The sequence below is a fragment of the Sporosarcina sp. Marseille-Q4943 genome (assembly GCF_943736995.1).
Classification (GTDB): Bacteria; Bacillota; Bacilli; order Bacillales_A; family Planococcaceae; genus Sporosarcina.
Map to the genome: position 1 here is coordinate 1,331,031 of NZ_CALSFT010000002.1, position 22,829 is coordinate 1,353,859.

21 protein-coding genes are annotated in these 22,829 nt (G+C 39.5%); 19 read left to right on the forward strand and 2 right to left on the reverse strand.

Annotation, left to right across the window (positions count from 1 at the left end):
- Positions 1 to 8 precede the first annotated feature (8 nt).
- From NIT04_RS06480 to ccsB, 6 genes are read left to right on the forward strand one after another with little or no spacing between them, the layout of a single operon-like run.
- A complete protein-coding gene (locus tag NIT04_RS06480) occupies positions 9 to 686 on the forward strand; it encodes a response regulator transcription factor (RefSeq protein WP_251700444.1) in 678 nt (225 codons plus the stop codon).
- Positions 687 to 700: 14 nt separating this feature from the next.
- Complete coding sequence (locus tag NIT04_RS06485; protein ID WP_252502765.1) at positions 701 to 1,618, forward strand: F510_1955 family glycosylhydrolase; 918 nt, start codon at positions 701 to 703, stop codon at positions 1,616 to 1,618.
- A gap of 20 nt (positions 1,619 to 1,638) precedes the next feature.
- Positions 1,639 to 2,373, forward strand: a complete 735-nt coding sequence (locus tag NIT04_RS06490; protein ID WP_252502766.1) for a sulfite exporter TauE/SafE family protein — start codon at positions 1,639 to 1,641, stop codon at positions 2,371 to 2,373.
- 47 nt (positions 2,374 to 2,420) lie between these two features.
- Positions 2,421 to 3,131, forward strand: coding sequence for a cytochrome c biogenesis CcdA family protein (locus NIT04_RS06495; protein ID WP_252502767.1), 711 nt, complete (start codon positions 2,421 to 2,423; stop codon positions 3,129 to 3,131).
- Positions 3,132 to 3,165: 34 nt separating this feature from the next.
- Positions 3,166 to 4,812, forward strand: coding sequence for a cytochrome c biogenesis protein ResB (locus tag NIT04_RS06500; protein ID WP_252502768.1), 1,647 nt, complete (start codon positions 3,166 to 3,168; stop codon positions 4,810 to 4,812).
- A complete protein-coding gene (ccsB, locus tag NIT04_RS06505; protein WP_252502769.1) occupies positions 4,812 to 5,996 on the forward strand; it encodes a c-type cytochrome biogenesis protein CcsB in 1,185 nt (394 codons plus the stop codon). The genes NIT04_RS06500 and ccsB overlap by 1 nt, the downstream gene beginning before the upstream one ends.
- A 145-nt stretch (positions 5,997 to 6,141) precedes the next feature.
- On the opposite strand, the gene NIT04_RS06510 is transcribed toward ccsB, so the two are convergent.
- Positions 6,142 to 7,068: an endonuclease I family protein gene (locus tag NIT04_RS06510; RefSeq protein ID WP_251700450.1), complete on the reverse strand. Its 927-nt coding sequence runs from the start codon at positions 7,066 to 7,068 to the stop codon at positions 6,142 to 6,144.
- A gap of 44 nt (positions 7,069 to 7,112) precedes the next feature.
- Positions 7,113 to 9,257: a copper-translocating P-type ATPase gene (locus NIT04_RS06515; protein WP_371922506.1), complete on the reverse strand. Its 2,145-nt coding sequence runs from the start codon at positions 9,255 to 9,257 to the stop codon at positions 7,113 to 7,115.
- A 162-nt stretch (positions 9,258 to 9,419) separates the two neighbouring features.
- On the opposite strand from NIT04_RS06515, the gene NIT04_RS06520 reads away from it, so the two are divergent.
- The 13 genes from NIT04_RS06520 to NIT04_RS06580 all read left to right on the forward strand — a co-directional run bounded on the left by NIT04_RS06520 (position 9,420) and on the right by NIT04_RS06580 (position 22,746).
- Positions 9,420 to 10,343 carry a plastocyanin/azurin family copper-binding protein gene (locus tag NIT04_RS06520; RefSeq protein WP_252502770.1) on the forward strand — a complete coding sequence of 308 codons (924 nt, stop codon included), beginning with the start codon at positions 9,420 to 9,422 and terminating at the stop codon, positions 10,341 to 10,343.
- Positions 10,344 to 10,358: 15 nt separating this feature from the next.
- Positions 10,359 to 10,946: a peroxiredoxin gene (locus tag NIT04_RS06525; RefSeq protein ID WP_251700453.1), complete on the forward strand. Its 588-nt coding sequence runs from the start codon at positions 10,359 to 10,361 to the stop codon at positions 10,944 to 10,946.
- A gap of 231 nt (positions 10,947 to 11,177) precedes the next feature.
- Positions 11,178 to 12,221 carry a C40 family peptidase gene (locus tag NIT04_RS06530; protein WP_251700454.1) on the forward strand — a complete coding sequence of 348 codons (1,044 nt, stop codon included), beginning with the start codon at positions 11,178 to 11,180 and terminating at the stop codon, positions 12,219 to 12,221.
- A gap of 1,067 nt (positions 12,222 to 13,288) precedes the next feature.
- Positions 13,289 to 14,092, forward strand: coding sequence for a stage II sporulation protein P (gene spoIIP / locus NIT04_RS06535; protein WP_251700455.1), 804 nt, complete (start codon positions 13,289 to 13,291; stop codon positions 14,090 to 14,092).
- Between the two features lie 323 nt (positions 14,093 to 14,415).
- Positions 14,416 to 15,036 (forward strand): nitrite reductase, encoded by a 621-nt coding sequence (locus NIT04_RS06540; RefSeq protein ID WP_251700456.1) that lies wholly within the window; start codon positions 14,416 to 14,418, stop codon positions 15,034 to 15,036.
- An 89-nt stretch (positions 15,037 to 15,125) separates the two neighbouring features.
- A complete protein-coding gene (locus tag NIT04_RS06545) occupies positions 15,126 to 15,413 on the forward strand; it encodes a metal-sensitive transcriptional regulator (protein ID WP_251700457.1) in 288 nt (95 codons plus the stop codon).
- 85 nt (positions 15,414 to 15,498) lie between these two features.
- Positions 15,499 to 15,702, forward strand: coding sequence for a copper chaperone CopZ (copZ, locus tag NIT04_RS06550; RefSeq protein ID WP_251700458.1), 204 nt, complete (start codon positions 15,499 to 15,501; stop codon positions 15,700 to 15,702).
- Positions 15,703 to 15,851: 149 nt separating this feature from the next.
- A complete protein-coding gene (locus NIT04_RS06555; RefSeq protein WP_252503209.1) occupies positions 15,852 to 18,272 on the forward strand; it encodes a heavy metal translocating P-type ATPase in 2,421 nt (806 codons plus the stop codon).
- A 197-nt stretch (positions 18,273 to 18,469) separates the two neighbouring features.
- The gene (locus tag NIT04_RS06560) at positions 18,470 to 19,162 is read left to right on the forward strand and encodes a response regulator transcription factor (RefSeq protein ID WP_251700459.1); all 693 of its coding nucleotides are present in this window, start codon (positions 18,470 to 18,472) and stop codon (positions 19,160 to 19,162) included.
- Complete coding sequence (locus NIT04_RS06565) at positions 19,159 to 20,235, forward strand: cell wall metabolism sensor histidine kinase WalK (RefSeq protein WP_251700460.1); 1,077 nt, start codon at positions 19,159 to 19,161, stop codon at positions 20,233 to 20,235. The genes NIT04_RS06560 and NIT04_RS06565 overlap by 4 nt, the downstream gene beginning before the upstream one ends.
- 128 nt (positions 20,236 to 20,363) lie before the next feature.
- A complete protein-coding gene (locus tag NIT04_RS06570) occupies positions 20,364 to 20,546 on the forward strand; it encodes a hypothetical protein (protein ID WP_251700461.1) in 183 nt (60 codons plus the stop codon).
- Complete coding sequence (locus NIT04_RS06575; protein WP_251700462.1) at positions 20,537 to 21,058, forward strand: DUF2269 domain-containing protein; 522 nt, start codon at positions 20,537 to 20,539, stop codon at positions 21,056 to 21,058. The genes NIT04_RS06570 and NIT04_RS06575 overlap by 10 nt, the downstream gene beginning before the upstream one ends.
- 185 nt (positions 21,059 to 21,243) lie before the next feature.
- Entirely contained in the window at positions 21,244 to 22,746 is a 1,503-nt protein-coding gene (locus tag NIT04_RS06580; protein ID WP_252502771.1) for a multicopper oxidase domain-containing protein, read from the forward strand.
- Positions 22,747 to 22,829 lie beyond the last annotated feature (83 nt).

Sequence of the window (22,829 nt, forward strand, 5' to 3'; positions counted from 1 at the left end):
TTGATAAGATGCAGACGATCTTACTTATAGACGACGAGCAGAGAATGCTCGATTTACTTGAATTGTTTTTGGAGCCCCATGGGTTCAACTGTATAAAAGCGGATACCGGGAAAAAGGGATTGGAAATGGTAAGGGATGAAAAGGTCGATATTGTTCTATTGGATGTGATGATGCCTGATTTGGATGGTTGGGAAGTGTGCAAGAACATACGGGAACTATCGACCATTCCGGTGATTATGCTTACAGCGAGGACAGACAAAGCGGATATTGTAAAAGGACTTGAATACGGGGCGGATGATTATATTACAAAGCCTTTTGACGAGCGGGAACTTGTGGCAAGAGTGAATGCATTACTACGCCGCACTTCAAGCGAAAACGTAGAAAACAGCAATACGGTGTATGGGGATTTCATGTTAAATCGGGATTCTTATTCATTGCATTATAATAACTTGGAAGTGCAGCTGACCTTGAAGGAATTTTATATAATTGAGGCGTTAATCACTCATCCGAAAAGGACTTTTACCCGGGAACAGCTTTTACGTACCGCTTGGGACTATAACACATTCACAGATATCCGGACAGTGGACTCGCATATCCGTAATTTAAGGGAGAAATTAAAAGCTGCGGGATTCCCTATCAATGACTTCTTATTAACAGTGTGGGGAATCGGATACAAATGGAATTAAAGGAGATCGAAATGATGAAAAAAATAGCGAAATATATTGGCATTGCGGGGATGATCACGCTTTTGTCTGCATGTAATGCGACTAAGGATGATACCTTCGGGTATGAGGAATTGGAAAACAGTAAAATTGATCATCTACATGGTCTAGGTTATATAAATGGAGGTCCGGAAGTGGTCATTTCAACACATGAAGGGCTCTACGCTTATGGTGAAGATGGTTGGAAAGAAGCGAATAGTGAAAAGCACGATTATATGGGTTTCCAAGCAGTACGTGAAGGTTTCTTTTCAAGCGGACATCCGGAACCAAATTCAAAACTTAAAAATCCACTTGGACTTGTGAAAAGTACAGATCGTGGTGCGAGCTTTGAAAAATTGGCATTTTACGGTGAAATCGATTTTCACTATATGGCAGTGGGATATGAGTCAAATGCCATCTATGCATTGAATGAAATGCCAACAAAAGATATGCCGGCGGGTCTTCATTATTCACTCGATGAGGGAGCATCATGGAAGCAAGCTTCAATGAATGGTTTCGATTCAGAGTACATCTCGAATTTAGCAGCACATCCTTCCCGCGAAGAAATAATTACAATAGGGAGTAAAGATGGATTGTTTTTCTCTCAGGACTTTGGTGAAAACTTTTTCCCTCTAAAGAAGGCGGGGATGGTTACATTTGTGATGTTAACTGAAACAGGAGGATTGTATGCCAACTACGAGAATGACATTGTGAAGCTCAGCTCGTTTGTATCAGATGGGAAAGAAGAAGAGGAAATTCCGCTTCCAGACGAAATTGCTCCTATCGTATATATAGCGGTTGATCCAGATGATCAACAGGAGATTGTAATTGCAACTTTTACTAATGATATTTTTAGGACAACAGACGGAGGAGTAAATTGGGATACCCTTGCTAAAAATGGAGAGTTACTAAATTAAAGTAGGGTTGGTGATTTTCAATGTATGGATTTTTATCGAAAATCAGTCAAATAATCACGGAGCCTGTCACTGGCCTTATTAATGCGTATGCAGATTTCCCACTCATGTTTGCATTACTGTTAGGAGTGGTTGGCGCTGTTGCCCCATGTCAATTGACAGGGAATATGAGCGCCATCACTCTTTACGGTAATCGGACCATTCAATTCAAGACGGATTGGCTAGAAATATTTTCTTTTATTGCAGGAAAGGTTGTCGTATTCAGTGCATTTGGTCTTTTGGCATGGATGTTCGGTCAAGCATTCGAATCGAAGATGACAGAGTACTTTCCGCTTTTCCGAAAGGCGATCGGTCCTCTCATTGTAGTCACAGGGCTTGTACTATTGGGAGTATTGAAACTGAGAATCTTTCAACGCATGACTATACATATACCGGTACGAATGCGAGAAGGGAAGGTTGGTTCTTTCCTTCTAGGTGCAAGTTTTTCACTTGCATTCTGCCCGACAATGTTTGTTCTGTTTTTCGTTTGGCTTATGCCAACCGTTTCGTCAACTTCGTATGGTTTTGTACTCCCCGCGGTTTTTGGAATCGCAACATCGTTCCCTCTCATTCTTCTATTCCTGATAATATGGCTTTTTGAAACAGATCGTCGCATCATGAGGAAGAGTGTGAAAATCGGTCGTGCTATTCAACGACTAGCGGGAGTGCTGCTTGTGTTGATCGGATTATTTGATACGTTGACTTATTGGGGGATCTAACTTTTTGACCATAGTAAATTGCTGTTTGTTATTAAGGAGTGTCATATATGTTCACTGATCTAAATTTATTTCTAGCATTTGGTGCAGGTCTTCTTAACTTCATATCACCCTGCACATTACCTCTCTACCCGGCGTTCCTTTCTTATATTACGGGCATGTCACTGGATGAATTGAAATCCGACAAAAGAAAGATACGGAAAAGCGGAATAGTGCACACACTGTTGTTTCTATTAGGGTTTTCAATTATTTTCATATTTCTCGGATTCAGCTCTTCATTCGTAGGGACTTTCTTTATTCAATACCAAGATCTCCTTCGACAGATAGGTTCCATTTTTATCATTATTTTTGGTTTGATGATCATCGGTCTTTTTAACCCGGAATTTCTAATGAAGGAGAAAAAGCTGCAATTTAAGAACCGACCTGCCGGTTATTTTGGTACTTTTCTTATCGGACTCGCATTTGCAGCGGGATGGACGCCGTGTACTGGTCCAATCACAGGGGCTGTCTTTATGCTAGCTTCTCAAAATCCGGGGTCTGGCATCTGGTATATGCTTGCCTATGTTCTTGGATTCGCGATTCCGTTTTTCCTACTCTCCATTTTCATCACCCGAGTTAAATGGATCCAAAAATATAGCCGAACAATTACCAAAGTTGGTGGCTATATCATGATTGCTATTGGGATACTGCTGTTTTTTGATGGGTTAACGTTTATTATTGCTTGGCTAAGTCCATTTTTTGGAGATTTCATGGGGTTCTAACAGCAAATAAAAATCTTTAAGGAGCAATTGATAAATGAGTAAAATTAAATGCCAATGTGGTCATGAAAACCCTTTTGGCACGGTTCTTTGTGAGCAATGTGGACGACCTCTTACGGAAGAAGCGAAGAATAGTAAACTTATCGACATGCGGTATGAAGGATCGGCAAGAAGATCACAGACATATAAGCGATCGATTGTTGATAAAATATGGAACTTCTTTTCTAGTGTTAAGGTAGGAATAAATATCATTATTGCCGTACTTGTTACGTCGGCGATAGGCACAATCTTCCCTCAGAAGCTTTTTGTTCCGGCAACGACCGAGGCTGACATCTTTGCATATTACGAAAAGCATTATGGATTTGCTGGAACCTTGTATTATAAGCTTGGATTTTATGATATGTACAATAGCTGGTGGTTCATAATTCTAATTGGAATGCTTGGTACTTCCATCATCATCGCTAGTGTGGATAGGGTTATTCCGCTCTACAAATCATTAAAAAAGCAACGTACGAAACGACATACATCCTTTTTAAAGAAGCAAAGGATTTATGCTGAAGGGGTAGTTGCTGATTCAAATAGCTCATTTGATAAAGCGGAGGAGAAGCTTAAAGAACTTCGTTACAACGTGAAGATAGAAGAAGGAGCGCTACTTGCGGAGAAAGGACGTTTTTCCAGATGGGGTCCTTACGTCAATCATACGGGATTGATCATCTTCCTGTTTGCGGTTCTTTTACGAACTCTTCCCGGTTTTTATGTCGATGAAACGGTTTGGCTTAGAGAAGGGGAGACACGTGCCCTCCCGGGTGCTCCCGGCTATTACTTAAAGAACAATGATTTCATTATAGAGACTTATTCGAAGGAAGAAGATGCAACTTTTGGTCAGGCTATAGATCGAGTTGGGACCATCGTGAAAAATTTCCAATCAGATGTCACCTTATATAAAGATCCGGAGGGCGGTCTTCCAGGTCAATCAGAACAGATGGAATTTGTGAAAGACTACTCAATTACTGTGAATAACCCTCTAAACTTTGACGGATTCAACGTATACCAAATGGATTACCGTCTCAACGAATTAAAATCGATGACATTCCAATTGATGGAAAAGGAAACAGACAAGTCATTTGGCGAATTTACAGTTGACCTTCTCAATCCTGAGCGTTTGTATGAATTAAACGAAGGTGCGATTGTCGAACTGTTAGAATTCTATCCAGATTTTGGTGGGATTGAAGACGGAGAACCCGTTACTAAATCACCGATTCCGAACAATCCAGCATTCATATTTAATATGGTGACGCCAGCCAAGCCGGAAGGTGAAAAAAGCTTTGTTGCTATCAGGCAGACGCTTGAAACAAATGTGAATGATTATGAAGTGAAGTTTGTCAGCGCAGAAACACGGGACATTACAGGCCTTGTTGTTCGGAAGGACAAAACGCTCTATCTATTGCTCCTAGGGGGTATTATTTTCATGATTGGAGTTGCACAAGGATCCTACTGGAACCATCGGAGAATATGGATACAAAAAGGTGAAGGAAATGAACTTGTCCTTGCAGGTCATACGAATAAAAACTGGTTCGGCTTAAAAAAAGAGCTTGATAAAGTGAAACTCTACGCTGACTTGCCGCAATATGAAGATAGGCAAAAGAATGAGTTTGATGATGGTATGAAAGGGGACAAGTTATAATGCAATTAGCGACATTGAGTGGAAATTTATTGTACTTCTCATTTGTTGCATATCTTGTCGCAACGCTGTTCTTCGGCGGTGCGGTAAGAGGTGCAAAAACACAAGAGTCATACCAAAATAATCGATGGGGAAAGATTGCCATCGGTATTACGATACTTGGTTTCATTACTCATTTGGGCTATTTTATTACGCGATGGATTGCTTCTGCCCATGCGCCAGTTAGCAATATGTTTGAATTTATAACTGCATTTGCAATGATGGTTGTTGGAGCGTTCATCTTACTGTTTTTCCTTTATAAGACACCATCCCTCGGGTTGTTTGCATTACCATTAGCTGTTGTGATGATCGGGTATGCAAGTATGTTCCCTAGGGAGCTAACCCCCTTAATACCAGCGTTGCAAACCCACTGGCTGACGATTCATGTAATTACAGCGGCGATGGGTGAGGCAATTCTTGCAATCAGTGCAGTGGCAGGTCTAATATTTTTATTGAAACATATCGATCTCTCGAAAAAATCCAAACAACGTTTTTGGTTGGAAGCAGTGATGTTCACTATCGTCCTCGTTATCGGATTCATCTTATCTGCTTCGACATTTGCGATAATGGGATATGAAGCGAAGTTCACCTATATTAATAAAAATGAGCAACCAGCCCAAATTGTATATAATTATCCGCCATTATTTGGGATGAATGAATATGAGTCACTTACTCCCGACAAGATGACGCCGCTGGCTGAAATGCCTCCAATCGTTAACGCGAAGACGCTTACGACATTCGTTTGGTCAATTGCAACAGGTACAGTCCTTTATTTATTACTAAGACTTATTTTACGCCGTCCGATTGCAGCATTGTTCCAGCCTTTCGCGAAAAAAGCGAATTCCGAAGTTATGGACGAAATAGGTTACAGGTCCGTCCTGATAGGATTCCCGGTATTTACCCTTGGGGCTCTCGTTTTCGCAATGATTTGGGCACATGAAGCTTGGTCCAGATTTTGGGGGTGGGACCCGAAAGAAGTATGGGCGCTCATTACGTGGTTATTCTATGCAGCCTACTTACATCTTCGGCTCTCCCGCGGATGGGAAGGTGAGAAATCAGCCTGGCTTGCAGTCATTGGTTTTATCATTATCATGTTTAACTTAATTGCAGTTAACTTGATTATTGCAGGACTGCATTCATACGCATGATTCTGAAAAATAAACTGCTGATAATATAACCTGAGGCATTTTTTATACGGCCATAGAGGAATCTCGGTGCTATTGTCTCTTTTGTTACAGTGGCGATTAAACTAAAATTCCGGTGTGTATGATACTACTACACGCCGGAATTTTTTTATTGGAAATCTATTTCATTTGTCAGATTGGGAAAATCGATAAACGGATTTCGGTTTCCCTGAATCTCAAAAATAGCTTTATTTCTATGCTTTTCGTAGATGTTTACCGGGAATTGTTCATGCCACCGGACCAATAAAGGGAGACTAATGGTTTTTTTATAGTGCTGTAAGATTTCTGTTGGGTATCGCAATAAGAAATAAAGGGTTGCACGGGCAACTTGTCCTTTACCGTACTCTGGTTCAAATTGGTTGATATCAAATAAGCCGCAGTAACTACGTTTTCTAACCGACGCTGCTGATGAATCGAATTCATAATAGGGAAAGTTAGACCGTGTACTATTACACTCCGGCTCACATGCAAAGAGATGGTGTAAATCTCCTTTCATAGGTTCCCTCGCCTTAAACCAAGATTGGGGAACAACGTGTTCAGCATTGAATTTATGTTCATTCGAAACTCTTCTGACATGCCTGCCGATTTCTTTGCTAGAGTACCTTTGCTGAAAGACAAGTTTTCGGTACTTTTGAAACCGTTTTTGAACCGTATTGAAATCTTCTTCAATGACTACTTTAGGATTTTTTTGCACACCGGAATAGATGTTTTTTAGTTGACCGTCTGGTTGAAGGTCAACCCAAGTGTAAAGATATTGATCTTTACTAATGTGATAAGGGTGCTGATATTTGTGAGTTTCGGTTACAAGCTTACATAGGTCCTGGAATAAACGGTTAGGTGTAGTTTCACTAAAAGAAATTTGGCAGTAATAATGCTCGATCCATGATTGATCCTGTTCTTCCTTATAATATAGCTCATGGCTTGATGTAATTAGTTGTTGATTTTTTGTTAATTGGGCCACAAGGATATCGGAATCGCATTCCTCCATACACTCTAATTCTTTCAGCTCTTTTTGAATCAAGTCGTTATTCTCCATGACTCCACCGCCCTTAACTACTCTTTGCATAATCTCAGTAGTCCTTAAAGTTTCAGAAGTCTTGCATTGATTGCTACAATGATCGTACTTAAAGACATTAATATGGCTCCCACGGCTGGGCTTAGAACAATGCCAATAGGATATAAAACACCGGCGGCTAATGGGATTGCAGCGATATTATATCCTGCAGCCCACCACAAGTTTTGTGTCATCTTTCGATAGGTAGCCCTTGAAAGCCTGATAATATTTACTACATCAAGCGGATTGCTTTTAACAAGAACGACATCGGCGGTTTCGATGGCTACATCAGTACCTGCCCCTACAGCAATACCTAAATCTGCTTTTGCGAGAGCAGGTGCATCGTTGACCCCATCTCCAGTCATTGCTGTTCGGAGTCGTTCAACTTGTTGGATATGCTCAATCTTTTCGGACTTCTCGTGTGGAAGGACTTCAGCAAAAATTTCTTCCATTTTGAGTTGTTCACCTATATAATGCGCCACCTTCACATTATCGCCGGTCAGCATGATAGATTTGATATCCATTTCTTTTAACTGATTAATGGCGTCTATTGCTGTTTCACGTACGATATCCGCAAGAGCGATCATTCCTGCAAAAACTCCATCGATTAGCGTGAACACAACGGTTTTCCCTTCTGCAGACCATTCATCAAATTGCACTACATCAAATTGAAGGTTTTGCTCTTTCACATATCCTGGACTGACGACTAAAACATGCCTTCCATTAACAGTTCCTTCTAAACCTTTACCAGTCAATGACTGAAAATTCTCCACTCGTTGAAGAGAGATGCCCATTTCTTCTGCTTTTCTAGTTACACCTTTTGCAAGAGGATGTTGCGATTGCGCTTCGACCGCTGCTGCATAAGAAATGACATCTTCTTCTTTGAAGTCTCCAGACGTGTAAATGTTTGTTACACCGAACTCACCTTTCGTTAGTGTACCGGTTTTATCGAAGACGACTGCTTCAATATTTCGGGCGCCTTCAAAAGCAGCCCGATTTCGGATGAGAAGTCCATTTTTAGCTGCGATCGATGTTGAAACTGCCACAACCAATGGAGCTGCCAATCCTAAAGCATGTGGACAAGCAATGATTAGCACTGTCACCATTCTCTCCATGGCGAATGAAACGGGATAACCAAGGGAAATCCAAATAATGAACGTGATTAGGCCTGCTGCCAGTGCACCGTAAAACAACCACTTTGCAGCACGGTTGGCAAGGTCTTGTGCACGTGATTTGGATGCTTGTGCTTCTCTTACTAAGGTAATTACTTGTGAAAGGTACGTTTCACTACCGGTTTTCATGACAGAGATGACTAAGGATCCTTCACCATTTATAGATCCTCCTATTGCCTCTAGACCGGCTTCTTTTTCCACAGGCACTGATTCACCAGTAAGCATCGATTCATCAATTGTTGATTTTCCTTCAAGTATCATTCCATCAACCGGCACTTTTTCACCAGGCTTGACGAGTACATGATCCCCTTTTTTTAACTCCGTTACGTCAACTTCTTTAATATTTCCGTCAGCATCGATTAGATGTGCCTCCGAAGGCATCAGCTTTGCCAGCTCTTCCAAAGCCTTTGAAGCACCCATGACTGAACGCATTTCAATCCAATGACCAAGAAGCATAATGTCCACTAAAGTAGCCAATTCCCAGAAGAAATCATTGTCTGCAAAGCCGAAAACTGCTGCTGTGCTATACACATAGGCCACAGTAATCGCCAAAGTAATTAACGTCATCATTCCGGGATTTCTACTTTTTATTTCATCCTTAGCTCCAACAAGAAATGGCCAACCCCCATAAAAGAATACAAAGGTTGATAATGCGAAAAGAATATACATATCCCCGGTAAAACGCCAGTCAACGTTCAAAAACATTTGAATCATTGGTGACAAAATTAAGATTGGGATAGTTACAATTAGCGAAATATAAAAACGCCTTTTGAAATCTTTGACCATATGTGCATGGTGATCATGATGTCCGTGATTATGTTTTTCATGGGAATGTTGATCATGATGCCCGTGATGTTCTTCGTTGGAGTGATGGGCATGCTGATCATGATTGTGCTCTGATGCAGTATGTTTTTCCGATTTGTGGTGATGATGTGAATGGTTCGACACACCATTACCTCCTCTCTCAGCGGTTTTTAGGTATGTGTTAATTATACCCATTACATATGCAAAGATTATGCACTATTTGCCATTTAACATATTATTATTGAATTCTTCAAATGAATTCATCATTTAGAGGACAGATTCGACATACCCTTGTAAGGTATATAGCTTTTGAAATGTGATTATGGTTTGATGAATATTGCCAAAGGTGGGGGATTAATGGGGGATTATCAGTTATTTGTACTAGGTTCACTAGGTTTATTGACTTTCATCGTTGTTATCTTGGCTGCAAGATTGAAAAAAGTATTAGGTACTATGCAAGGTATGATCATTTCAATGTTCTACGGCATGAACGTGGGCTTGACTGCGGGTGTTTTACTAGGTGTAACTTATCAAGGGGACCTCTTCCTTTCAACTATCATCTCAATTGCGATTGGGGTTTTAGCTGGCTCGTTATGTGGACTGTGTTTTGGAATTCTTTCTGTATTAGAGGGATTTATGGCCGGATTAATGGGCGGTATGATGGGGGCAATGGTTGGAGAGATGATTCGTGCAGACCAGTCGATAAGCTTGATCCAGATTTTCTTGTTTTTATCAGTCTGCACTATTTTTATTATAGCTATTGTGAAAACTCCTCGAAATGCAAAGGTACACACTAAAAAGTGGTTATTAAAACCTTTGGTGATCTCAACATTTATTGCTGTTTACTTAATTGGTGGCAATTCCATAGCGGAGAAAAATAGAATGCTAGGGGAATCGTCATCATATAATAGTCATCATTCAGCAACATCTAATTCAACTGAAAAAATTAATAAAGAAAGACAAATTATTGCTATAGATGCTATTAATATGAAGTACTCAAATAATAAAATTAATGTTGAGAAAGACAGGGAGGTCACCTTGACACTCAAAAACCTAGATAATATAGAGCATGATATTGAAATTAAAGTTCCGTCCCTTCCAAATAATAATGAATCACATCATAATCATGAAACAGGAAGCAATGTAATACATCTCCATGCCTCACCAAAAAGTACTGAAACTCTTACATTTACACCTACTGAATCAGGAGTTTATGAATTTTATTGTACTATTCCAGGGCATAAAGAATTTGGTATGATTGGTCAATTCATTGTAAGCTAGCACTTATCAGAAGGGATGAATGTGATTAAATGGACCGTAGGTATTCTTATAGCAGTACTAATTATCAGTGGATTTATTGTTAAAATGGTCAAGTCAAATACAGAAATAACTGAGCCGATCGATACAGTTCAAGCCGCGTATGTAACATCGGTAATAGATGATGAATCAGGACTTGAAAAAGGAAAAGCATCACCGAATTTTGAACTTCCTACGCTTTCGGGTGAAAAAGTGAAGCTAACTGATTATAAAGGGAAAATAGTTATTCTTAATTTCTGGGCGTCATGGTGTGGTCCATGCAAGGTAGAAATGCCCCATATGCAAAATTATTATAAGAATAAGAAGGATGCTGCAAATGTGGAAATCATTGCAGTTAATATGACCTCCGAAGAGAGAGGAGGGAAGAAAAGTATTGAGAAGTTTGTCAAGGAGTACGGACTAACTTTTCCTATCCTACTGGATAATGATGGGAATGTATTGGATTTGTATAATATCATAACCATTCCGACCACGTACGTAATTGGCACGGATGGAGTTATTAGTCAAAAGATACTTGGACCTATGGATGAAAAGATGATAAATGAACTTGTTGAGAATCTGAATTAAAAGCCTTCAAAAAATATGATAATCTAAATAACGAAAACGCTTAGATGAATTTATCTAAGCGTTTTTTGATGCGTTCCTTTATTTCTAATTTTTTTATCTCCTTAAAAAATCCTAAAATTAGTAATATGAATGACATGATATTGTAAAGCGGATTTCATACTCTTTGTGCTAAAGTTTACCTAGAAATAGAAAAGAAAAAATAGATAGATAATAATACAATTGGGGTGGAAAATGAAAATACGTGTTTATCAATTAGTCATGGCTGTGTTTCTTATGAGCACAATACAATTTACGACACTAAATAAAGTCAGCGCAAATACTAATGACATAGCATCCTATGCCGAAAAGTTTCATGGCACGCCGTATAAATTTGGAGGTACAACTCCCAAGGGCTTTGACTGTTCGGGATATATACGGTACGTCTTTAACGAATTTAACATCAAATTACCAAGAACATCGGCAGACCAGTTTAAAGTAGGAACTTCCATCAGTAAGGAAGATCTGATGCCTGGGGATCTTGTGTTTTTTAAAAATACGTACAAAAAAGGGATTTCACACACTGGAATCTATTTAGGGGATAACGAATTTATCTCAGCCAAGAGCCGTGGTGTTCTTAAGGCAAATTTAAAAACAGATCCTTATTGGGCTCCGAAGTATGCCGGTGCCAAACGTGTGGCAAATATTACTAAAGTAGCTTTTGACCCAGTTCAAGTAAAATCAGATGAAAAGATGAGTGAAGTATTTAGTGATCTATCTATAGAACATCCTGCTTATGAGGCAATTATAGCACTAAACGAAAATGGCGTAATAAAAGGTTACGAGGATTCTACATTTAAACCTGAAAAGTCAATCACACGTGGTCAAGCGGCTGCAATGATAAACCGCGAGCTTAAATTAAAGGGTTCGACCGAAGTGACATTTTCGGATGTTGCGCCTGAGCACCAGTATGCAGCCGACATCGCGGCTTTAAATAAAGCAGGAATCCTTCAAGGTTATGCAACGGGTGAATTTGGTATTAACGACAAACTTACACGTGCACATCTTGCCGCAATCGTAGATAGAGCGTTTGATCTTCAAGAAAAAATAGATGGTAATGTTCAAGTCGCGTCCAATTATAATGATGTACCATCAAGTCACTGGGCATCCGAGGCAATTCATGCACTGAAGACATTTGATCAAACAACAGTGTTTCAATCTAAAACCTTTAACATCGCAAAAGAAGCGACTCGCGCAGAATTCTCAGCCGCAGTATACAGCGCAATTTCCGGAAGATAAAGGTACCAAATCATAGTAATGGCGCCCATCTTGTAGTATAGATTAACGGGTTCGGTTGATGGGGTGAAAACACAAAAACGCACAGTCAATGTTCTGTGCGTTTTTACTTGTCGTATTTTATTGGTGTAATTTAAATATGCCTTCCTAAACAATCGCGCCCAATAACTGAAGAAACCCTTATTCAATCATAAAATAATGGTATAGCGGGTGGTATCCCAGCTTCGGGTAGAAGGAATACAAAAATCGTAAAAAGCATTAATAGAAAAGAGAGTAACAATGTAAAATAAGGAGTTATACGGGTTCTTTTTCCGATAATTGATAAAAGTGATAGTATAAAGCCCCCCACAGAAAGGAAAACACATAATAAAAATCCGAACCACGGATTATACACCGCTATCTTGTTTAAGCCAGTTGATAAAAATAAGATAATATAAACTGATACAAACACAATACCCATTACTGAAAGCGATCGTGCATTTCTTTTTATCAATCATAACACCTCACTCTTACCCATTCTAATCATCAATAAATGGCTCCGTTTGTTAAATAAGCCGTCCTCTTATCATCTATTTTAGCACATAGTCCCTTGTCCTCTTCGATTTTATCAATTATTTCTAAATTGTTTACAAAGAAAGTATTCCACCTCCGATTAACAAGCATATTTGCACCGCAATTAGTAGGTACACATAAATTTATGTGCTGTTGTTAATTCGTTTACCAATTGTAATGCTATTCTCTATTGATATTCACCACGAACATTGATATACCAAAAATAGGTACACCAATTCAAGTGTGAGTTGCTTCCCCATATGCTATGTTTTTTAACGTTTTCTCCCCGTGTACCGAACCCGTTAAGTATAGATGGGTGCCTTTTTTTATTGTAGAGATTATAGATGATTTTGCAGATAAAGTGAGGCAAGCTATGCTCTACACTACGGTCAACTTTCACACCTTATGGCAATCGAATTTCTACTCAATATGTTCAATAGTATTACCTTTTCCAAATACAGTTCTACAATTCTATTCTGTTGATTAGATACATAGAATTATATTCGGAGGGGAATATAATGAGAAAAGAAACTAAAATATATTCAGTTTTCATATTAGCACTATTTTTATCTCCAATAATTGTCGCAAATTATTCTTCAACACCATTACAAATAACTAAAGCAGAGCCGATAAAAAAAAGTCTAATAGTGTATGCGGAAAATCTGTCAGAATCCGACGTTCCTCATTTACAACAAAAACCCTCAAAAACCCTAGTGTTTTTCACACATTCACATGAAGCCTTCCAACCTATAGTGCAAAACAAAGAAAATCTTACAGCCGTCTATCATCCCGCTTCAAATATTATGGCGTTCGAAGATACAATAAAAAATCATTTTGATCTAAACGGCATTCAATCGGAATTTCTTGCTATTGATACAATGGAAGAAATGGAAAAGCAGAATAGTGCTTTCCGCGAGGCTTATCATGTGGTGCGTCCCTTTGTTGAAAAACAAATCAAGGAAAATGAGTATGATTTAATCATTGACCTTCATAGGGATTCCGCTAAAAGGAAGACAACGACACTTACATATAATAATCAGACCTATGGAAAAATATATTTCGTTGTAGGAGAAAATAATCCGAATTTCCATAAAAACAAAGAATACGCCGAGCAGTTGTCTGCTCAATTAGATAAATTGGTGCCGGGTATTTCGCGTGGGATTTTTGGTAAAAGAGGAGAGCATGTAGACGGTGTCTATAATCAGGATTTGGCTCAAAACATGGTTCTTATTGAGCTTGGAGGTATAGATAATACAGAAGAAGAAATAAATCGATCAATTTCTGTTTTAGCAAAGGCGATTTCTACCGTTCTACAAGAGTAAAGTTCTTAGTATTAATGAAGTTTAGGAGGTTTTTTAAAAAAAGAAAGTACTTATTGCATTTGGTAAAAAGGATACACTTGTATGGGGAAGTGCAAGTTCAATCCATTTTTATAGATATACCAATAGTCACTTCTCAGTTGCAGCACACAAAGCAATTTACGGAAACTTAAGGTATCAAATCATAGCTGTAATTGCGTCCATCTCTGAATAAGGATGGGCGTATTTTAATGAATTTGGTTTGCTTTATATTAGGACTATCAGTAATAATGATATTGCAACTAACATTTGAATAAATGCAAATATAAAATTCAAAGGAGCAAATCATGAAGGATAATAAAATAAAAATCGCTGTAAATGGCGGTATCAATTATGGGGCTAAGCTTACTGCAAAACAGCTAATGGTATTGGCCAAACATTTAGGAGACGAAGAGGAACTGGAGTTAACTACCTTTCAACAATTATACGTTGAAATACTTGAAGAGAAAAAAGAAGAAATCATTGCAGAGTTTAAAGAAGCTGGACTTCATTGTTATCCAGTCGGGAATTATGTTAAAAGTTTACGAACATGTAACTTTTGCAAAGGCTCTGAAGAAGAAGGAATGCCTGTTGCGATTGAACTGAACAATAGAATAGCAGGAACTCCTGTTCCTGTCACGTTAAGACCTGCTTATACGGGTTGCCCAGTTGGTTGTGGAGAGCCGCTCATGAATGATATTGGTGTCATGAAGACAAGGGATACTTATAGTCTGTATATCGGTGGAAAATCAAAAGGAAACGATGCTTCAGTCGGTTATTTATTCAAGGATAAGCTTTCTCCGGAAGAATTGTATTCAGTTGTTGAACAATTAATTGACTTATATGGCAGAGAGGGAAAAAAACGAGAACAATTTCACAAGTTTGTAAAACGGGTTGGAAACGAAGCTTTACTTGAGCAAATCAAGTGAAACCGTCGTTAATTTGCATTGGAACTGAACGAAGTAAAGAGGTATAATAGGGGTAAGGGGTATGATAACTAGTCGGGGAGGGGAGAAGAATGCAGGAAACAAACAAATCTACTGTTCAACCAAATAAGCAGCAGCTTCTAAACCGTTTAAAACGCATTGAAGGGCAAGTGAGGGGGGTTCATCAAATGGTTGAAACCGACCGTTACTGTGTGGATATTTTACACCAAATCAGTGCCATTCAATCAGCGATGAATAAGGTTTCTCTCGCTTTACTGGAAGATCACACTCATCACTGCGTAGCAAATGCGATTAAAGGGCAAGACGGTGAAAATGCCATCAAGGAATTGATGGATATCATGAAAACAATGACGAAATAAAGAGCTCTGAATTTTTTTTAACAGTTGACATACCATGCGGGGGTATAGTAAATTTAAAGTAATAATTGATTAGGAGGTCGTCAAAATGAATGAAACATTGAAAGTTCAAGGGATGTCATGTAATCATTGCGTCAATTCTATCGAAGAAAGCGTTGGGAATCTTACAGGTGTTTCTTCCGTAAAGGTGGATCTTGGCAATGGTGAAGTTTCTGTAGAGTTTGACAGCGGGCAAACAACATTGGATCAAATTAAGGAAACAATTGAAGAGCAAGGGTATGACATCGCCTAATCTCGGGTATCATACTTTCGTAAATTGAATACACAAACAATCTTCCGGTTATACCACACGGGGGTAGAAGGCGGCGGGTAAGATCGTACCATCTGGTATGGTCTTTCTTTTTAATGTCAATATACCCCCACTATGTATTGGAGTGATAAATAATGGCAACTCAAGAAAAAACATTGCAAATTCATGGAATGACTTGTGCAGCATGCGCTAATCGAATTGAAAAGGGACTTTCGAAAATAGAGGGTGTTGAACGAGCAAATGTGAACTTTGCATTGGAACGTTCAACAATCGTCTATGACCCAGAGAAAACGAATGTCAATGAGTTTAAGGAAAGGGTAGAAAAGCTTGGCTACAATGTCGTTCAAGAAAAAGCCTCTTTTGATATTTCGGGCATGACCTGCGCAGCTTGTGCTACGAGGATTGAAAAAAGAATTAGTAAGATGGATGGAGTAACAAATGCAAACGTCAATTTTGCGTTAGAAACAATTGCTGTCGAATATGATGACAAACATGTGCAAACATCAGACATGATAACAGCTGTAAAAAAATTAGGATATGAATTGATTCCGAAGCAAGACGGGCAAAAGAAGATGGATCATAAAGAACAAGAAATCAAGAAGCAGCAGAGAAAGTTCATTATTTCACTGATCCTGACGGCTCCTTTATTATGGACGATGGTAGCTCATTTTGAATTTCTGTCATTTATTTATTTGCCTAATGTTCTAATGAATCCGTGGGTACAGCTTGCGCTTGCAACGCCGGTTCAATTTTTTGTTGGTGCCCAATTTTATAAAGGTGCTTTCAATGCTTTACGAAATAAAAGTGCTAACATGGACGTCTTGGTTGCACTGGGTACGAGCGCAGCGTATTTCTACAGTCTCTATTTGTCAATCGAATGGATGAATACAGGTAGTGTCGGACATCCGGAACTCTATTTTGAAGCTTCTGCTGTCATTATCACTTTAATCGTACTTGGTAAACTATTTGAAGTGCGTGCAAAAGGGAAAACGAGTCAGGCGATTCAAAAGCTACTTGGTTTGCAGGCTAAAACAGCCCGTGTTCTGAGAAATAGCGTTGAACAAGAAATCCCGATTGAAGAAGTCGTGACAGGAGATATTATCCTAGTCAAGCCGGGTGAAAAGATTCCGGTAGATGGGGAAATCATTGAAGGACGATCTGCAATCGATGAATCGATGATAACGGGCGAAAGTATACCGATTGATAAAGTTGCGGGTGACGTTGTAATTGGGGCAACGATCAATAAGAATGGTTCGTTGCAAATCAAAGCAACAAAAGTGGGAAAAGATACCGCATTAGCGCAAATTGTAAAAGTGGTTGAAGAGGCACAAGGGTCTAAGGCGGATATTCAGCGATTGGCTGACCGAATTTCTGGAGTTTTCGTGCCTATCGTTGTTGTCATTGCGATTGTCACTTTCTTTATTTGGTATTTTGCGGTGACACCGGGTGATTTTCGCTCAGCGCTTATCCCGACCATTTCGATTTTGGTCATTGCTTGCCCATGTGCACTTGGATTGGCAACACCGACTTCTATCATGGCGGGTTCTGGTAGGGCTGCTGAAATGGGCCTTCTCTTTAAAGGCGGAGAACATCTGGAGAACACACAATCAATTGACACTGTCGTATTAGATAAAACAGGAACCGTTACAAAAGGCGAACCTGCACTGACAGATATTCTGGTCGCCGATGGATTTGATGAAGTGGAAGTTCTTCAATTGATTGGAACTGCTGAAAATCAATCGGAGCATCCATTGGCACAAGCAATTGTTAAAGGTGTAAAGGAGAAAGGTTTAACACTTCTTGAAACGACTGACTTTGAAGCTTTACCGGGATTTGGTATTCGAGCCGAAGTAAATGGTAGAGAAGTGTTAGTTGGCACAAGAAAATTGATGAGAGAGCGTAACATTGCAACTTTGAATTCAGAAGCCTCGATGGAGGAGCTGGAAAGTGAAGGGAAAACAGCTATGCTTATAGCTGTAGATGCTAAACTTGCCGGTGTTGTCGCAGTAGCCGATACCGTAAAAGATACTTCAAAAGAAGCAATTGCAAGAATGCAGGAGCTAGGTCTAGAAGTCATTATGCTAACGGGTGACAATCAACGTACTGCAGAGGCCATTGCCCGTCAAGTAGGTCTGTCTAACGTAATTGCGGAAGTACTTCCAGAACAGAAAAGTGAAGAGATCAAAAAACTTCAGGAACAAGGCAAAAAGGTGGCGATGGTAGGGGACGGAATCAATGACGCTCCAGCACTTGCCATGGCAAATGTCGGAATGGCAGTCGGGAACGGAACAGATATCGCCATAGAAGTAGCAGACATTACGCTAATGCGAGGAGACTTAAATAGTGTTGCTGATGCAATTATTATGAGTCGAAAAACAATGCGGAATATAAAAGAGAACTTGTTTTTTGCTTTCATTTACAACACAATCGGAATTCCGATTGCAGCAATTGGCTTATTAGCTCCTTGGGTAGCGGGTGCAGCGATGGCCTTCAGTTCGGTTTCCGTGGTGTTGAATGCATTGCGTCTACAGAAAGTGAAAATAAGGAATTAACAATGAGAGGCCTATACCAACTCTTAACTGGAGTTGGTATAGGCCCTTTTATATCTAAAAAAGAACTCATCTTGGTGTATTAGGTTGCTTGATTGTCGTCTAACACATTCTGTTTTCTTGTCTTAATATCGATTGTGTTAACATTCTGTTCATAAAAGGATGCTACTATAAAGTGTAAAAGAATGAGAGGTCGGATGATGAACAAGCCAATTGAAGTTCTCGTCATCGAGGATGATTCATACATTTGTGATTTGATCAATTTATACGCAGAAAATAGTGGTTATGAAGTTAGCGTTGCAAACGATGGGGCAACCGGGTTAGATATGTTTCATGAAAGTCCACCTGATCTGGTCATCCTGGATATTATGCTGCCTGAAATGGACGGTTGGGAAGTTTGCAAGGAAATAAGGAGATATGATAAAACGCCTATTATCATGCTGACCGGGAAAGGTGAAAGCTACGATAAGTTAAAAGGTTTCGAACTTGGAACAGATGATTACTTGGTGAAACCTTTTGATCCGAATGAATTAATGGCACGGATAAAAGCGGTTCTTCGGCGAGCCAATCCTACATTAGATACTAATCAGATTATCGAGCTTCCTATGTTAGAGATTAATCTTCATCAATACAAGGTAATTTATGATGAAAAGGAAATCGGTTTGGCACCTAAAGAAATGGAGTTGCTTTACTTTCTCGCCACCCATCCCAATCAAGTATTTACTCGTCAGCAACTGTTGGACCAAATATGGAGCTTGGATTTTGAAGGGGATCCGAGAACGGTAGATGTGCATATCAAAAGGATTCGAGACAAATTGGGAAATCCCAAGTCTTATTGGAGAGTGAAAACTATAAGAGGAGTCGGATATAAATTTGAGGTGAACAACTATTGATTCGAATTAAAAGTATTTTTTTCAAGCTGTTTATCACATATATCGTCATATTAATTGTGTCACATTTCATTTATGCTACTACTTCATATTTGCTATTTCAGAACAACCTTACTGAAATGCACCTAAATCTTGAGGGTATAAACCAATTGAAATACATGTTAATAACATCTTCTATTATTTCTATAACGATTACAGGTTTATTTACCTATTACATCACTAAAAGAATTACCTCTCCACTTCGGGAAATGAATCGTGTTGCTCTTCAAATCGCTAGAGGAGATTTTAATCAAAGCGTTAAGATCAGAACACATGATGAACTGGGGGAACTGGGACAAACATTCAACCATATGACACATGAGTTGGCCAGCTTGGACAAGATGAGAAAGGATTTTGTTGCCAATGTTTCCCATGACTTACGCTCACCACTCACTTCGATTCATGGGTATGCCACGGCATTTCTGGATGATAAAATCCCCAATGATAAAAAACGACATTATTTTAGCGTCATTAAAGAACAAACTGAACGAATGATAAAGCTTGTAAATGATATTCTGGATATGTCTCAAATCGAATCGGGACAATTAGAAATTCGTCCAGCACTTTTTAATTTGTCAGAGCTGGTACGCCAAGTCATGGGTCGCATGGAAGTTGAGTTTGTAAATAAAAATTTGAATGTAGAGTTAATATCTAGAGAAGAACAAGATATCTACGTTTTTGCCGATGCTGACCGGATAGATCAAGTGATAGTTAATTTAATTCAAAATGCAGTACAATTTTCCACCTACAATAGTTCAATAAAAGTGTTTCTGAACAAGGGAAAACGAGCGGTGGTGTCGATTCGTGATTATGGACCGGGAATCAGTCAAGAAGAAATTCAAGCTATTTGGGAAAGATTTTATAAAGCTGATGCAGCTCGTACAAATAAGGCGGGCACAGGGCTAGGCTTATCCATTGTTAAGCACATATTAGATCTTCATCAAACCGATATTAAAGTGGAAAGTGAAGTAGGGACAGGAACAACCTTTACTTTTTCACTACCATTGACTTTGAACGAATCTACTAACAGGAAATAGGTAATTCTCTGTTCATCATCCGTTCATAATACATTGTTATACTAAATTGGCATTGGGTTTGAATACTAAGGAGGAAATCTAGATGAAAGAATTATTATCAAAGAGGTGCAACAGAGGAGGATACACATATGGCTGACCGTAAAACGACTTCAAATACACCTCGCTGGGTAAAAGTGTCTGGGATAATCGCAATCGTTCTAGTGTTACTAGTCGTCCTTATTATGATCGTCAGTGGTGGTAAACACGGCCCTGGTCGCCACCTACCGTCTTCAACCGGCGTTGAGCAAAGTGTGGAACAGCCATGGTCATGAAACCCGCTCTCCGCAAGTTAGCACTCACTGTGCATATCGCTTCTTCGGTGGGCTGGCTCGGCGCGGTAGTTGGTTTCCTGATACTTGTTGTTGCGGCTCTCTCCAGTCAAGATACTAAGACAGTTCAAGCTGTATGGATAGCGATGGAGTTGACTGGTTGGTTCGCTATTGTCCCGTTGGCTCTTTTCTCTCTACTTACTGGGCTTGTTATGTCAATGGGAACCAAGTGGGGGTTAGTAAGGCATTACTGGGTCCTTTTCAAACTTCTGCTAACTATACTAGCGACTGCCGTCTTGTTGCTGAATATGCAGACAGTGAGCTTCTTTGCTGAAGTTGCGATAGGGACGGGAAGTGCTGATCTTGGAGGGATGTGGGGTGAATTGCTCCATGCCGGGGGCGGCCTGCTAGTATTGCTCATCATCACAATATTATCGGTCTATAAGCCGCGAGGTATGACGCGGTATGGGCTGCGCAAGCAAGAACAACAGCGTAAGGTCACGACGATAGACTAAATAAGAGAACCCATGCCAACTTCTATAAGAGTTGGCATGGGTTTTCTTATTTCGTATTCCACAGACTATGCAAATTCTATGCATTAATTATGACGAATTTTAGACACACCTGTCGCATGCATATTTTTTTCATATGTTCTTGTTATGCTGAAAATAGAAATAATCATAGAGAGGGGAAAAAAGTGATGGGAATCAAGATAACACTTGCCGCAGCGGCAATTAGTATATTGGTTATCAGCGGTTGTAGTAATAACGTTAAGCCTGAGAAGGAAATGGATCATTCAACAATGAATCATGAAATGGAGGAAATGGATCATTCCACTATGGGTGAAATGATGGAAGGGCATATGAGTCATGACGAGGTAGTTATGTTAAACGACTCAACAGGGGAAAATGAATTGAAAATCCCTACTATGCTTGAACAGGATGACGGTGAAGATGTCGTATACACGGTTCGGGCACAAAAAGGAAAGACCGAAATATTCAATGGGACTGAAACTGAAACGTATGGATACAACGGGTCGTTTTTAGGACCAATGCTCCGTTTTGAGAAAGGTGACAAAGTTAAAATTAGAACGATAAATGAGTTGGATGAAGCGACGACTTTCCACTGGCACGGCCTGGAAGTACCAGCGGATGTTGACGGCGGACCGCATGATGCGTTAAAACCCCGAGAAGAAAGAGTGATTGAATTTGAAGTGACACAAGATGCTTCTACATTATGGTTTCATCCACATCCCGAAGGAAAAACCGCTGAACAGGTATACAACGGACTTGCAGGTTTGATCTATATCGAGGATGAAAATTCGAAAAGCCTGGGATTGCCAACTGCTTATGGGAAAAATGATATCCCTTTGATTTTTCAAGATAAAATATTCAACGATAAGAAACAATTGAATTTTAGCGAAGTCATGAATGATGACGGAACAATTGGTGATACGTTACTAATCAATGGAACTCACAATCCAAAGTTGACTGTAAACAAAGAGAAAGTACGTCTCCGTTTACTAAATGGGTCTAATGCTCGGAACTTCACTTTCAAATTGAATACGGGTGATTCTTTTGTTCAAATCGCAACAGACGGTGGTTTCTTGAACGAACCTGTCGCTTTAACAGAAGTAACACTGACACCTTCTGAGAGAGCTGAAATTATTGTTGATTTTTCACAGCTCGATACAGAAAATGATCTGGCGTTAATAAATGAGGATGGCTCAGTCCTGTTACCGTTTGAGGTTTTAGATCAAAGCGGAGCTATTAGTAGGATTCCAGGTGTAATGAATGATATATCATTAACAGAGGAAGAAATGGACTTGCCAGTCACAAAGAAGATAGAACTCTTTGGGATGATGGATATGGTAACGATAAATGGAAAGAAGTATGATCCGGAGAGAATTGACTTCACACAACAGCAAGGGGTTATGGAAGTGTGGGAGATCTACAATAAGCCGGACGATATGGGCGGTATGATTCATCCATTCCACATCCACGGCACGCAATTCAAAATAATTTCCAGAAATGGAGAAGCACCGCCGGAAAATGAGCGTGGATGGAAAGACAGTATTGCGATTCAACCAGATGAGACGGTTAAAATAGCTATACAATTTAATCATAAGGGTGTTTATATGTTCCATTGTCATATTCTCGAACATGAAGACAATGGTATGATGGGACAAGTAAAAGTCGAATAAAGATCAATCTATTTAATTGCGTTAGAAAGCAGTAACAGCCAGTGTGTAGTGGTTCACACTGGCTGTTTTGGAATTCTTCTAAG